This window comes from Roseovarius tolerans, from assembly GCF_900109855.1.
Lineage (GTDB): Bacteria > Pseudomonadota > Alphaproteobacteria > Rhodobacterales > Rhodobacteraceae > Roseovarius > Roseovarius tolerans.
This window is the reverse complement of record NZ_FOBO01000004.1, coordinates 149085-161363: the sequence shown is the minus strand read 5'-3', so window position 1 is coordinate 161363 and position 12279 is coordinate 149085. Positions and strand designations below refer to the sequence as shown.

Genomic DNA, 12279 nt, shown 5'->3' with positions numbered 1-12279 from the left:
CATGGAACTTCTGTTCGCAACAGCCATCGGGCTTCTCACCGCCGCCGGTATCTACCTCGTGCTGCGCCTGCGCAGCTTTCCGGTGATCATCGGGATCTCGCTGCTGACCTACGCGGTCAATCTCTTTCTCTTCGGCGCGGGGCGGCTGGCGATCAACCTTCCCCCGGTGCTGCGCAAGGGGGTCGAGACCTATACCGACCCGCTGCCGCAGGCGCTGGTGCTCACGGCCATCGTGATCTCCTTCGGGATGACGGCGGTGGTGGTGATGCTGGCCCTCGGGGCCTACCTCTCGGGCCGCGAGGACAGCGTGAACATGGACGACAGCGCCGCGCCCGATCAGGAGAATAAGGCATGAACCACTGGATTATCGCCCCTGTTCTTCTTCCGGCGGTGCTCGCGGCGGTGCTCACCCTGACCATGCGTCACCATCCGCTCTTGCAGCGGGTGTTCTCGCTGGCGGGCGTGGTGGCGGTGCTGGCGGTGGCGCTTGGCCTGACGCTGCATGCGTCCACGGGTGCCATCGAGGTCTATGAACTGGGCAACTGGCCTGCCCCCTTCGGCATCGTTCTGGTGCTGGATCGCCTGTCGGCGCTGATGGTGTTGCTGACGGCAGTGCTCGCCGGGCTGGTGCTGCTCTATGCCATCGGCTCGGGCTGGGATCAGCGCGGCAACAATTTCCATCCGCTGTTCCAGTTTCAGCTGATGGGCATTTTCGGCGCCTTCCTGACCGGCGACGCCTTCAACCTCTTCGTGTTCTTCGAGGTTCTGCTGATCGCCTCCTACGGGCTGATGATCCACGCAGGCGGGGCGCGCCGGCTCAAGGCGGGGGTGCAATACGTCATCTACAACCTGCTTGGCTCTACCCTCTTTCTCTTTGCGCTCGGCACGCTTTACGCGGTGACCGGCACGCTCAACATGGCCGATCTGGCAGTGCGTGCGGCGGAAATCCCGGTCGAGGACAGCGCGCTTTTGCGTGTCGGCGCGATGCTGCTGTTTCTAGTCTTCGCGATCAAGGCCGCCCTTCTGCCGCTGCATTTCTGGCTGCCCGAAACCTATGCCGAGGCCCCGGCCCCGGTGGCCGCGCTCTTTGCGATCATGACCAAGGTCGGCGCCTATGCGATCCTGCGGATGTACACGCTGGTCTTCGGCCCCGATCTGGGGGCCACGGCGGAACTCATCGACAATATGATGATCTACGCGGCCCTCATCACCATCGCTGCGGGGATGATCGGCGTTCTCGGGGCCAAGCGCCTCGGGCGGCTCGCCGCCTTCGCCTCCATCGGCTCGATGGGCACGCTGCTGATTGCCATCGCCGGGTTCCGCCCCGAGACGACGGCGGCGGCGATCTATTACATGCTGCATTCCACCTTTGCGGCAGCCTTGCTCTTCCTCGTGGTCGATCTGGTGCGCGAACGGCGCGGCGAGATGGGCGGCGCGCTGCAGCCCGGCCCGCGCATGGCACAGCACGGGCTGATCGCGGCCCTGTTCTTCGGCGCGGCGATTGCATCGGCGGGGATGCCGCCGCTCTCGGGCTTCATCGGCAAGCTCTTGGTGCTCGACGCGGTGCGCGACATGGCCGAGGTCTGGCTGATCTGGGCGGTGATCCTCGCCACCTCACTCGTCGCGGTGCTCGGCTTTGCACAGGCGGGCAGCATGGTGTTCTGGAAACTCGCCCCGGCGAGCGCTGACGCCCCGCAAGAGGCCCCCGCCCCGCAACCCGCATTGCCGATTGTGGCGGTCTGCGCGATGCTGGGGGCGGTCATCGCGCTCTCGGTCCTCGCCGGTCCGATGATGGGCTATATCGACGCCACGGCCACGCAACTGCATGCACCGGATGGCTATATCGCCGCCGTGCTCGGCACCAACTGAGGAGGGACAAGACGATGCTCCGCAAACTTCTGCCCCATCCCTTCCTCACACTGACGCTGATTGTGGTCTGGCAAATGCTGGTCAACAAGCTGACCCTTGGCAACCTGCTGCTCGGCACAATTCTGGCCCTGATCATCCCGGTCATCACCTCGCCCTACTGGCCCAACCGGCCCAAGCTGCGCAGCGCGCCGCGCATCGTGGAATACGTGCTGGTCGTGCTCTGGGATATCTGCGTGGCCAATGTGCAGGTCGCCTATGTGATCCTGTTCAAGACCAATGCCAATACCAAACCGGCCTGGATTTCCATCCCGCTCGAGCTGCGCACCCCAGAGGCAATCACCGTGCTGGCAGGCACCATCACCATGACCCCCGGCACGGTATCGAGCGATGTCGCCGCCGACGGGCGCAGCCTGCTGGTGCATTGCCTCGACGCGCCCGACCCTGACGTCGTACGCGACGAGATCAAGACCCGCTACGAGGCCCGGCTGAAGGAGATTTTCGAATGATCGAATACGCGCTCTATTTCGCCTTCGCCTGTTTCGGCCTTGGCCTCCTGATGAACATCTACCGCGTGATCAGCGCGCCTGCCGTGGGTGACCGTATTCTGGCGCTCGACACCATGGTGGTAAACGCCATCGCGCTGCTGGCGCTCTATGGCATCCACAAGGGCACGACGGTCTATTTCGAGGCCTCGATGATCATCGCCATGACTGGCTTCATCTCCACCGTCTCCTACACGCGCTTTCTTCTGCGTGGCGACATCATCGAATAAGGGGAAAGATCATGCTCATCGACATCCTCATTTCCGCCTGTCTGGTGATCAGTGGCATTTTCGGGCTGGTCGGCTCGTTCGGCCTGATCAAGCTGCCCGACCCGATGATGCGCCTGCATGCGCCGACCAAGGCGACGACGCTCGGGGTGGGCGGCGCGCTCATCGCCTCGATGCTCTATTTCTACTTCGTCGTGGGGAATTTCTCGTTCCACGAATTGATGATCACGCTTTTCTTGTTCCTGACAGCACCGATCACCGGGCATTTCATCGCCAAGACGCACCTGCACCTGCTGCACAAACCCGCCGACCTGCCGCCGACCGGCACCGCCCGGCCCTGGGCCAGCTATGAAAGCGACGCCGAACGTCAGCGCATCGAAGCAGAGCAAGCGGCAGAAAACCCGCGCGCATGAAAGCGCGGCGATGCGTGACCCGGTGCGCAAGATCATCTGCGCAAAGCCCGGTCACGGACCAGGAAAGTTCAAAACTCTCTTGATCGGAACTTTTTCAAAATTCCGTCGCTCCGCGGCGGCATCAGGCCACGCCTCGCACCACGCTACCGGGCGCTCTCGCTCCATTCATCCACCACCGGCTCGATCCGGCGCTCGCGAAACCGGATCCAGCGCACGCGAATGGCCCAGAAAAGCGCCGCCAGCAGCACCAGCACCACGATCTTGACCCACGGTATGATCTGCTCGTCCGGCCCGGTGGCCGCGCGGATGCTCACCGCATTGGGGTAGATCGAGAACAACTCATTGCGCCACCCGTAATGACGCACCACCACCCATTGCGCGGTCTCGGCATTCTTCTTGGACATCATGTCCGACGCCTGCGCCTGCAGATTGGCAGTATCGAACTTGAAATAGGGCGGCCAGCCCCAGCCGGTATCCTCGTTGCGATAGATCATCGGCTTGTCGTTGCCCTGAAAGGTCTGGATGAAGAACACGTCGCGCTCGGTCGCCGTCGGATCCTCGCCGGTATCGGCATTCGACCAGAACAGCGCATTGTCGCCCGGATTGACCCGCTTTTCGTAGGTGTCGGTGATCCGCACCACGTCATGCTGCGGCAGCGTATAGTGCAGAAAGGCGATCACCGCCGTCCAGAACACGCCCCAGAACACCCATTTGACATAGACCATGCGTGGCCCCCTTACATGAAATTCGTGACATAGATGGTGACGCAGATCAGCGTCACCGGAATGATATAGACCAGCCAGATCAGCCGCTTGCGCAAAGATTGCTCATACTGCACCATCCCGGCCTCTATATAGGCATCCCGGTCGCCGGGACGACCCGCTTCTTGCCAATCCTGCTCCATTTTCTTGCGCCGCACGGACCGCGAATACCAGGAAATCCCGAGATAGAGCGCCGTCAGAGCGATCAGCCCGAAGATCAGCAATCGCATCAATGCCAGCATCCACCCTCTCCCTTTTCCGGTCCGCCGATTAAAGCCGCACCCCTGCATAGCGCAGAATCATGCTAGGCTGCACCCCATATGGACGCAAACCGGAAAGGACATGCCATGTGTGACGCCTGCGTAATCAATGCGGTCAAGGACAGGATGCTGTCACGCCGCGCCTTTTTTGGCACCGCCGCCGGGGCCGGGGCCGCCACTGCGCTCTCGCCCTTGGGCGCATCGCCCGCGATGGCGCATGGCCATAGCACGGTCGAGGATCTGACCCACAGCTATGACGCCGATTTTCCCACCTATTTCGGTGCGCCCGGCATCTCCACCGAGCAGAATTTCAACTTTGCCGATCATGGCTTCAACCTGCTCACACTAACGGTCAACGAACATACCGGCACCCATGTCGATGCGCCGCTGCATTTCTCCGCCGATGGCACCTCGGTCGATGAAATCCCGGTGGGTGATCTCGTGGCGCCGCTCTGCGTTGTCGATATCGCCGCGCGCGCCGCCGAGGATGCCGATACGCGGCTCACCCCCGACGATCTCAAGGCCTGGATTTCGGCCAATGGCGACATTCCCGACGGGGCCTGCGTGGCGCTCTATTCCGGCTGGGGGGCCAAGACCGGCAGCGACGCCTTTCGCGGCTTCGACGGCGAGGCGCAGCACTATCCGGGCTTTCACGTCGAGGCCGCGCAGATGCTCATCGAAGAGACCGGCGCGCGCTCCATCGCCTCGGACACGCTGTCGCTCGATCACGGGCCCTCGGCGGACTTTGCCACGCATTACGCCTGGCTGCCGACGGGGCGTTTCGGCATCGAATGCATGGCCAATCTCGACAAGGTTCCGGCGGCGGGCGCGACCGTGGTCATCGGCGCGCCCAAGCATCGCGGCGGCACCGGCGGCCCGGCGCGCATCTTCGCGCTGATCTGACCCGGCACCCTCGCGTCGCTCAGGGATAGGACGCAGCCCGCCCGAGCAACTCATCAAGTTGCCGTGCGATCCAGCCGCGCGGGATGAAATGACCGCGCGGATGCACATCGAGGGTCACATCCCCCTCGGCGCAGGCCCATGTGGTGCGACGGAACGTGTCATGCCGGGTGATGCTCCACTGCCCCGCCTCGGTGCCGGGCCCGGCACAGCCCATCCGGTCACGCCAGAGCTTGACCGGCCATGTCGTCTGACCATCGGGACCAAAAGGGAAATCCATCACCCTGTCAGAGGTGCCGTGGACATGGCGCACCGCCGCCGGGGCCTGCGGGCAGGTCTCGGACTGGCGCAGCGTGCCGGAAACGGCGATAAGCGCCGCCACCCCGTCGCCGTTCTCGCAGGCATAGCGCCAGGCCATCGCCGAGCCGTAGGAATAGCCCGAGACATAGATCCGGCTGCGGTCGATGGGATAGCGTTTCGCGGCATCCTCGATCACGGCGGCGGCAAAGGCGACGTCGTCGGTCTGATCGCTCCAGAAATCCCATGTCTTGCCCCGCCCGTTGGGCGCCAGCAACAGCACACCGCGCCGCCGCGTGGCCCCGGAAATCCGGCCATGCTTGACGATCAGCGTGCCCTGCCGCATCCAGCCGTGAAAATGCAGCAACACCGGCAAGGGCGAGCTGCCATCCCAATCGTCGGGTGCCTTGACGTGATAGGACCGCTCCCCCAGCGGGCAGGGAATGTCCGCGTGACAGGCGGCCTCATCGGCGGTCCCCGCGAGTGCAGGCGCGGCCTACAGGAGGGCCAGAAGAAACGGGATCAGGCGCATGGCGGCTCCGGTCGTGTCACATCGCAGCCAAGGTAACCGGGCCGCCTGAAATGTCATGTCACAAGCCTGTCAGCCGAGACAATTTTGGCCTGTTGCTGCCGTTGGACTTGTGACCATCAGCGCGGAACCAAGGCGTGCTTGCACGCCGCCGCGCGAGCGCCCGACCGCCCCCGAGGGCGGGCGCTTTTGCAACGTCGCAAACCCGCGCAATCGTTGCAGTCTTTGGCCACCATAAAGCGCGCCCCGGAAAGGTTGCAGCGCCCACCCGCGGTCGGTCGCCCGCGCGGCTCATCTCACTGACGGCAACCACAGTTCCAGGCCAATCCACCCCACACTCAGCCGTGACTATACGCCCGGCCCGACCTGCGCTATGCCTGCCCCATGCGCCTCTTTCTCCTCACCGCCCTCACCATGATCGCCTTTGCCGCCAATTCGGTCCTGAACCGCATGGCCCTCGCGGGCGGCAGCATCGACGCCACCAGTTTCGGCACCATCCGCCTCATCGCAGGCGCTTTGATGCTGGCCGCGCTCTGTCTTGCCTTGCGCGGCGGGCTGCACCTGCGCGGGCCGGGGCGCGTGGCAGGGGTGCTGGCGCTGCTGGTCTACATGTACGGCTTTTCCACCGCCTACACCGTGCTCGATGCGGGCTTGGGCGCGCTCATCCTCTTCGGCGTGGTGCAGATCACCATGTTCGCCGGGGGCCTCGTCGCGCGCGAGGCGATGCCCCCCCGCCGCTGGATCGGCGCGACGCTGGCCTTTGCCGGTCTCGCCTGGCTGCTCTGGCCCGGTGCCGGGCCGCAAATCAGCGTGCCGCACGGGTTGATGATGGCCACCGCAGGCGTGGGCTGGGGCATCTATTCGCTGACCGGGCGGCTCAACACCGACGCGCTGCAGGCGACGGCGGCCAATTTCATCCTTGCCGCGCCGCTCGGGCTGCTCATTGGCTTTGCCCTGCCAATCGGGCCGCAGGGCACGCTCCTTGGAACCGAGGGCATCATCCTCGCCATCATCTCGGGGGCGGTCACCTCGGGGCTGGGCTATGCGCTCTGGTACCGCGTCCTGCCGGGGCTGGCCTCCTCGGTAGCGGCAGTGGCACAACTGACCGTGCCGGTGATCGCCATGGCGGGCGGCATGCTCTTTCTGGGCGAGAGCCTGAGCCTCCAATTCATCCTCGCGAGCGTGCTGGTTCTGGGCGGCGTCGCGATCTCGGTGCTGCCCATCAAGGGCTGACCAGCACCTCCAGCGGGTCGTACCCCATGCCCCGGGCAAAGGCGACGCGACCGAGGCTGTCGGGCTTCACCCGCAGCCCGGCCATGTCGTCGCGTGTCACCCAACGACGGCGGCTGACCACACCTTCGGGATCACGCCATTCGTCACTCAGCGCGCCCGCCGATACCCGGCAGCGAAAGAACACCTCGACCTGGTGAAACCCGGTCTCGGGCGCATGAAACTCGTTGATCAGGCAGGGCGGCCCGACTTCGATCACCAGCCCGGTCTCCTCATGCACCTCTCGCGTCAGGTTCTCGGGCAGCGACGCGCCCGCCTCCACCCCGCCGCCCGGCGCGCACCACAACGTGCTGTCGGCGGCGGCAAAGGCGTTGACCAGCAACAGCCGCCCCTCCTCGACGATCACGGCGCGGGCGGCAAGGCGGGGGCTGGGCATGGGCGCTCCTGTCATGACATGAACCGGGCCGACTATGACCGCGCGAGATGCCCCCGGCAAGCCGCCCGGAAAGGGGCTTGTCATTCCCCTGCCCGATGGGCCAGCCTGCGCGCAACAACGGAAAGGATCGGGCATGACCCATGACACGCGCAATGGCGGGCAATTGCTGGTGGACTGTCTCGTCGCGCTTGGCGCGCGGCACTCGTTCGGCGTGCCGGGCGAAAGCTATCTGGCGGTGCTCGATGCGCTCCACGACACGGCGGGCCAGCTTGATTTCACGATCTGCCGACAGGAAGGCGGCGCCGCCTACATGGCCGCCGCCTATGGCAAGCTGACGGGCCGTCCCGGCATCGCTTGGGTGACGCGCGGGCCGGGGGCAACCAATGCCTCGATCGGCGTGCATACCGCGATGCAGGACAGCGCGCCGATGCTCCTCTTCGTGGGGCAGGTCGGCACCCACATGAAGGGGCGCGAGGCGTTCCAGGAACTCGATTACCGCGCCGTCTTCGGCAGCATGGTCAAATGGTCGGTCGAGATCGACGACGTGGACCGCATCCCCGAAATCACCGCCCGCGCGTGGAAAACCGCGCTCACAGGCCGCCCCGGCCCGGTGGTCGTGGCCCTGCCCGAGGACATGCTGACAGCAACCAGCACCAAGCCCCCGCTCACCGGCCCCAGCCACTATCCCGAGGCAGAGCCGAGCGCCGAGGCCATTGCCAGAACCCGCGATATGCTCGGCGCGGCCAAGCGCCCGCTCATCCTCTATGGCGGCTGCAACTGGACGAGCGCAGGCCGCGCGGCGCTGCACTCCTTTGCCGAAGGCTCCGACATCCCCGTCGTCTCGGTCTTCCGCTATCAGGACAAGTTCGACAACCATTCGCCCGCCTTCTGCGGCGAGGCAGGGGTGGGCATGATGCCCCATGTCCGTGCGCTGATCGCCGGGGCCGACGTGATCCTCGCGATCAACAACCGCTTTGGCGAAAATTCCACTGATGGCTATACCGCCCTCACCGTGCCGCAGCCCGCGCAACGCCTGATCCATGTCCATGCCTCGGATCTGGAACTGGGCAAGGTCTATCAGCCGGAACTTGGCGTTCAGGCCGGTGCCAACGCCTTCATCCGCGCGCTTGACGCGGGTGGCCCCCTGCACGGCGACTGGTCCGACTGGCGCGCCGAGGGGCGGGAATCTTACGAGGCCGCGTTTGATCTGCCCGATCAGCCGCCCCCCGTCGATATGGGCCGCGTCACCGCCCATCTGCGCGAGGTGCTGCCCGAGGATGCGATCATCACCAACGGCGCAGGAAATTTCGCGATCTGGTCGGGTCGGTTCCTGAAATACGGGCCCAAGATGCGGCTCCTGGCCCCACAATCGGGCTCGATGGGGTATGGCATCCCCGCCGCCATCGCCGCCAAAATCGTGCATCCCGACCGCCGCGTCGTCTGTTTCGCGGGCGACGGCGATTTCCAGATGAACTGTCAGGAACTCGCCACCGCCGCGCAAGCAGGCGCGCAACCGGTGATCCTGATCCTCAACAACGGCATCTACGGCACCATCCGCGCCCATCAGGAACGCAATTACCCCGAGCGGGTTTCGGGCACCACCATGGTCAATCCGGATTTCCCAGCATTGGCCCGTGCCTACGGCTTTCACGCCGAACGGGTCGAAACCACCGAAGGTTTCGCCCCCGCCTTCGCCCGCGCCTGTGCCTCGCCCACCGGCGCGGTGCTCGATCTCGCGATCTCGCCCGAGGCGCTGACCCCGCGCATGACCCTCAGCCAGATGCGCGCAGCGGGATTGGAGAAGGTGGCGAAGGGGTAGCGAACCGGGCTTCGCGTTCCGACTTAAGTTGACCGTCTGTAACCGCGCGGGGCCCAGATGCAACAGGCACCGCTGCGGCAACGGCCGCACAGCGCCATGCCGCGCCCCCTACCCTGGCGCGATCGCCGTGCCCAGCTTGGCGGCGCGCCGTCCCATGCTCTCGCGCCCCAGCGTCCGGCACAGGATCAGCACCGGCACAAGGCCGAACGCCACCAGCACCAATGACGGCACCGCCGCCTCGGAAAGTCGCTCATCGGCGGCCAGCCGATGCGCCTGCACCGCCAGCGTCTGAAAGTTGAACGGATGCAGGATCAGCGTCGCGGGCAGTTCCTTCATCACATCGACAAAGACGATCAGCAGCGCGGTCACCACCGAGGTCCGCGCCACCGGCAGATGCACCCGCGTCAGCAGCTTCGGCCCCGGCTGCCCGAGCGAGCGCCCGATCGCATCGAGATGCCCCGGCACCGTCGCCATGCCGCTGTCATAGGCGTTGAGCGCGGCGGCCATGAACCGCACCACATAGGCCATCACCATCAGCCAGATCGACCCCGTCAGCAAAAGCCCGGTACGGATGCCGAAGACCTCCTGCATGAACGCATCGAGCGCGTTGTCGAATGCCGCCATCGGCACCATCAACCCCACCGCGATCACCCCGCCCGGCACCGCATAGCCAAGCCCTGCGCCCACCACCAGCCAGCGCGAGGCACGCCCGGGACGGGTGCGCGCGCGAAACCCCACAAGGATCGCCCCCAGCACCGTCAGCACGGCGGCGACACTCGCCAATGTGACGGAATTGGTCATGAACCCGACATAACGCGGCGAGAACAGATCCTGACCCGAGCCAATCGCCATCACCCCCAGCATCACCACCGGGATGAGGAACCCCACCAGCACCGGCAGAAAGCACAGCGTGAACGCCCCCCAACCGGCGGCCCCGCGCAGTTCGGGCCGCTCCATCGTCTCGAACCGCGCACCGCGCCCGGCGGTGCGCGCCCGGCCCCGGCTCGCGCGCTCCAGCCCCGCCAGCAACAGCGCGAAACTCAGCAGGCAGAGCGCCAGCTGCGCCGCCGCCGCGCGGTCGCCGAGCGAAAACCACGCCTGATAGATGCCGGTCGCAAAGGTCTGCACATTGAAAAACGCGACCGTACCGAAATCGGCGATGGTCTCCATGATCGCCAGCAACGCGCCGCCAGCGATGGCCGGGCGCGCCATCGGCAGCGCCACCCGCCAGAACGCCTTCATCGGCGAGCGCCCCAGCGTGCGCGCCACCAGAAACGCATTGGCCGATTGCTGCCGGAACGAGGCGCGCGCCAGCAGGTAGACATAAGGATAAAGCACGATGGTCAGCATCAGCGCCGCCCCGCCAAGGCTGCGCACTTCCGGGAACCAGTAATCGCGCGGCCCCCATCCGGTCACCGCCCTGAGTGCGGTCTGCACCGGGCCGGGATGATCCAGCATATGGGTATAGGCATAGGCCATCACATAGGCCGGAAAGGCCAGCGGCAGCGCCAGCGCCACCTCCAAGAGCCGCACCCCGGGAAAGCGGTAGACCGTCACCAGCCACGCCGTGACCGAGCCGATCACCGCCGTGCTGACCCCAACAATCGCCACCAGCGCCAGCGTCGTCGCCGTGTAACGCGGAAGCACCGACGACAGCACCTCGCGCCATGTCTGCAAATCGCCGGTAAACGCGGCCAGCCCTGCAGCGAGGATCGGTGCCACGCACAGCACAACCACGACCCAGGCGAGGCGGTGCAACAGGGTTTCACTCATGGGCGGTTTGCTCCGGTCTAATCCGACAGTTTCGATCAGTATTCCGGCGCAGCGGAAGGGTCAAGGAATTGCCTGTGTCAGGCCTCTCCATCCCCGTCATCCTCGGGCTCGACCCGAGGATCTCCCGGCCATGAGATCGTCCGGTCAAGCCGGACGATGACGTCAGGAATACACCATCAACCGCCCGCAACACCCGCCTCGGAAAACGTCGCCATGCCCGAATGACAGGCCAGCGCCGATTGCACGACGCCCATGGCCAGCACCCCGCCCGTGCCCTCGCCAAGGCGCAGGCCAAGCGACAGCAGCGGGTCCTTGCCCAACCGCTCCAGCAGCCGTGCATGGCCCGGCTCGGCGCTGACATGGCCCGCGAGCGTATGATCGAGCGCGCCGGGCTGCGTCCTCTCCAGGCAGGCCGCGGCGGCGGTGCAGATGAACCCATCGAGCAGCACCGGCACCCGCATCATCCGCGCGCGCAGGATCGCCCCCGCCATCGCCGCCAGTTCCCGCCCGCCAAGGCAGCGCAGCACCTCCAGACCGTCCGTCGCGCCTGCATTCGCCGCGACCGCGCGCGCCACCACTTGCGTCTTGCGGTCAAGCCCGGCCTCGTCCACGCCGGTGCCGCGCCCGGTCCACTCGCCCGCCGCCCCGCCGAAAAGCGCCAGCGCAATCGCCGCCGCACTCGTGGTATTGCCGATGCCCATCTCGCCCAAGACGAGCAGGTCGGTGTCTGGCGCGACCGCCTCCCATCCGGTGCGCAGGGCGGCGATCACCTCGGCCTCGGTCATCGCCGGGCCGGTGCTGATATCCCCCGTCGGCCGGTCGAGATCGAGGGCGTGCACATCCATCCGCGCCCCCGCCACCCGGGCCAGTTGGTTGACCGCCGCGCCGCCCGCTTCAAAATTGGCGACCATCTGCGCCGTGACCTCCGCCGGAAAGGCCGAGACGCCCTGCGCCACCACCCCGTGATTTCCGGCAAAGACGATCACCTGCGGCGCGCTCACCCTTGCGCGCGCGTCACCGCGCCAGCCGCAATACCACAGCGCCAGATCCTCCAACCGGCCAAGCGCACCCGGCGGCTTGGTCAGTTGAGCATCGCGCTCGCGCGCCGCCTCATGGGCTGCGGCATCGGGCGCAGGCAGGTCGCGCAGCAGCGCGGCCAGATCGGCAAGGGTGGAAAAACCGGTGTGCATGGCTTGCCTCGTTGCATAGGGACCTGCCCTTGA

14 protein-coding genes are annotated in these 12279 nt (G+C 66.0%); 8 read left to right on the top strand and 6 right to left on the bottom strand.

Annotated features, from left to right (window positions below; translation table 11 throughout):
- Position 1: 1 nt before the first annotated feature.
- Genes BMX04_RS05465 through BMX04_RS05445 form a run of 5 tightly spaced genes read left to right on the top strand, consistent with a single transcriptional unit; the run spans position 2 to position 3051 of the window.
- Entirely contained in the window at positions 2–355 is a 354-nt protein-coding gene (locus BMX04_RS05465) for a Na+/H+ antiporter subunit C (RefSeq protein WP_050663758.1), read from the top strand.
- Positions 352–1869 carry a monovalent cation/H+ antiporter subunit D gene (locus tag BMX04_RS05460; RefSeq protein ID WP_074785339.1) on the top strand — a complete coding sequence of 506 codons (1518 nt, stop codon included), beginning with the start codon at positions 352–354 and terminating at the stop codon, positions 1867–1869. The genes BMX04_RS05465 and BMX04_RS05460 overlap by 4 nt, the downstream gene beginning before the upstream one ends.
- Before the next feature lie 14 nt (positions 1870–1883).
- Positions 1884–2375, top strand: a complete 492-nt coding sequence (locus tag BMX04_RS05455) for a Na+/H+ antiporter subunit E (RefSeq protein WP_074785338.1) — start codon at positions 1884–1886, stop codon at positions 2373–2375.
- Positions 2372–2641, top strand: a complete 270-nt coding sequence (locus tag BMX04_RS05450) for a K+/H+ antiporter subunit F (RefSeq protein ID WP_050663755.1) — start codon at positions 2372–2374, stop codon at positions 2639–2641. The genes BMX04_RS05455 and BMX04_RS05450 overlap by 4 nt, the downstream gene beginning before the upstream one ends.
- A gap of 11 nt (positions 2642–2652) precedes the next feature.
- Positions 2653–3051: a Na+/H+ antiporter subunit G gene (locus BMX04_RS05445; protein WP_074785337.1), complete on the top strand. Its 399-nt coding sequence runs from the start codon at positions 2653–2655 to the stop codon at positions 3049–3051.
- A 143-nt stretch (positions 3052–3194) separates the two neighbouring features.
- Here BMX04_RS05445 and BMX04_RS05440 read toward each other — a convergent pair whose 3' ends face one another.
- Both BMX04_RS05440 and BMX04_RS05435 read right to left on the bottom strand, forming a co-directional pair.
- A complete protein-coding gene (locus BMX04_RS05440; protein WP_074785336.1) occupies positions 3195–3776 on the bottom strand; it encodes a DUF1523 family protein in 582 nt (193 codons plus the stop codon).
- 11 nt (positions 3777–3787) lie between these two features.
- Positions 3788–4054 (bottom strand): hypothetical protein, encoded by a 267-nt coding sequence (locus BMX04_RS05435; RefSeq protein ID WP_074785335.1) that lies wholly within the window; start codon positions 4052–4054, stop codon positions 3788–3790.
- Between the two features lie 105 nt (positions 4055–4159).
- Here BMX04_RS05435 and BMX04_RS05430 point away from each other — a divergent pair, with 105 nt between their 5' ends.
- On the top strand, positions 4160–4975 hold the full coding sequence (locus BMX04_RS05430; protein WP_074785334.1) for a cyclase family protein: 816 nt from the start codon (positions 4160–4162) through the stop codon (positions 4973–4975).
- Positions 4976–4994: 19 nt separating this feature from the next.
- Here BMX04_RS05430 and BMX04_RS05425 read toward each other — a convergent pair whose 3' ends face one another.
- Complete coding sequence (locus BMX04_RS05425; protein WP_420876398.1) at positions 4995–5639, bottom strand: CE1 family esterase; 645 nt, start codon at positions 5637–5639, stop codon at positions 4995–4997.
- A gap of 543 nt (positions 5640–6182) precedes the next feature.
- Here BMX04_RS05425 and BMX04_RS05420 point away from each other — a divergent pair.
- Positions 6183–7031 (top strand): DMT family transporter, encoded by an 849-nt coding sequence (locus BMX04_RS05420; protein ID WP_074785333.1) that lies wholly within the window; start codon positions 6183–6185, stop codon positions 7029–7031.
- Here the strand turns inward: BMX04_RS05420 and BMX04_RS05415 are convergent.
- Positions 7021–7464 (bottom strand): NUDIX domain-containing protein, encoded by a 444-nt coding sequence (locus BMX04_RS05415; protein WP_074785332.1) that lies wholly within the window; start codon positions 7462–7464, stop codon positions 7021–7023. The two genes, BMX04_RS05420 and BMX04_RS05415, sit on opposite strands and share 11 nt — an antisense overlap.
- 133 nt (positions 7465–7597) lie before the next feature.
- On the opposite strand from BMX04_RS05415, the gene BMX04_RS05410 reads away from it, so the two are divergent.
- Positions 7598–9283, top strand: coding sequence for a thiamine pyrophosphate-dependent enzyme (locus BMX04_RS05410; protein WP_074785331.1), 1686 nt, complete (start codon positions 7598–7600; stop codon positions 9281–9283).
- Positions 9284–9391: 108 nt separating this feature from the next.
- Here BMX04_RS05410 and BMX04_RS05405 read toward each other — a convergent pair whose 3' ends face one another.
- Together BMX04_RS05405 and cobT are read right to left on the bottom strand one after the other, a co-directional pair.
- On the bottom strand, positions 9392–11056 hold the full coding sequence (locus BMX04_RS05405) for an ABC transporter permease (protein WP_050663747.1): 1665 nt from the start codon (positions 11054–11056) through the stop codon (positions 9392–9394).
- 176 nt (positions 11057–11232) lie between these two features.
- A complete protein-coding gene (gene cobT, locus BMX04_RS05400; RefSeq protein ID WP_074785330.1) occupies positions 11233–12246 on the bottom strand; it encodes a nicotinate-nucleotide--dimethylbenzimidazole phosphoribosyltransferase in 1014 nt (337 codons plus the stop codon).
- Between the last annotated feature and the right edge of the window lie 33 nt (positions 12247–12279).

Excerpts from the sequence above, each read along its gene's own strand:
- BMX04_RS05405 (WP_050663747.1), bottom strand. The coding sequence starts at position 11,056 with ATGAGTGAAACCCTGTTGCACCGCCTCGCCTGGGTCGTGGTTGTGCTG.
- BMX04_RS05410 (WP_074785331.1), top strand. The coding sequence starts at position 7,598 with ATGACCCATGACACGCGCAATGGCGGGCAATTGCTGGTGGACTGTCTC.
- BMX04_RS05455 (WP_074785338.1), top strand. The coding sequence starts at position 1,884 with ATGCTCCGCAAACTTCTGCCCCATCCCTTCCTCACACTGACGCTGATT.
- BMX04_RS05460 (WP_074785339.1), top strand. The coding sequence starts at position 352 with ATGAACCACTGGATTATCGCCCCTGTTCTTCTTCCGGCGGTGCTCGCG.
- BMX04_RS05445 (WP_074785337.1), top strand. The coding sequence starts at position 2,653 with ATGCTCATCGACATCCTCATTTCCGCCTGTCTGGTGATCAGTGGCATT.
- BMX04_RS05450 (WP_050663755.1), top strand. The coding sequence starts at position 2,372 with ATGATCGAATACGCGCTCTATTTCGCCTTCGCCTGTTTCGGCCTTGGC.
- BMX04_RS05420 (WP_074785333.1), top strand. The coding sequence starts at position 6,183 with ATGCGCCTCTTTCTCCTCACCGCCCTCACCATGATCGCCTTTGCCGCC.
- BMX04_RS05415 (WP_074785332.1), bottom strand. The coding sequence starts at position 7,464 with ATGCCCAGCCCCCGCCTTGCCGCCCGCGCCGTGATCGTCGAGGAGGGG.
- BMX04_RS05465 (WP_050663758.1), top strand. The coding sequence starts at position 2 with ATGGAACTTCTGTTCGCAACAGCCATCGGGCTTCTCACCGCCGCCGGT.
- BMX04_RS05440 (WP_074785336.1), bottom strand. The coding sequence starts at position 3,776 with ATGGTCTATGTCAAATGGGTGTTCTGGGGCGTGTTCTGGACGGCGGTG.
- BMX04_RS05435 (WP_074785335.1), bottom strand. The coding sequence starts at position 4,054 with ATGCTGGCATTGATGCGATTGCTGATCTTCGGGCTGATCGCTCTGACG.
- BMX04_RS05430 (WP_074785334.1), top strand. The coding sequence starts at position 4,160 with ATGTGTGACGCCTGCGTAATCAATGCGGTCAAGGACAGGATGCTGTCA.
- cobT (WP_074785330.1), bottom strand. The coding sequence starts at position 12,246 with ATGCACACCGGTTTTTCCACCCTTGCCGATCTGGCCGCGCTGCTGCGC.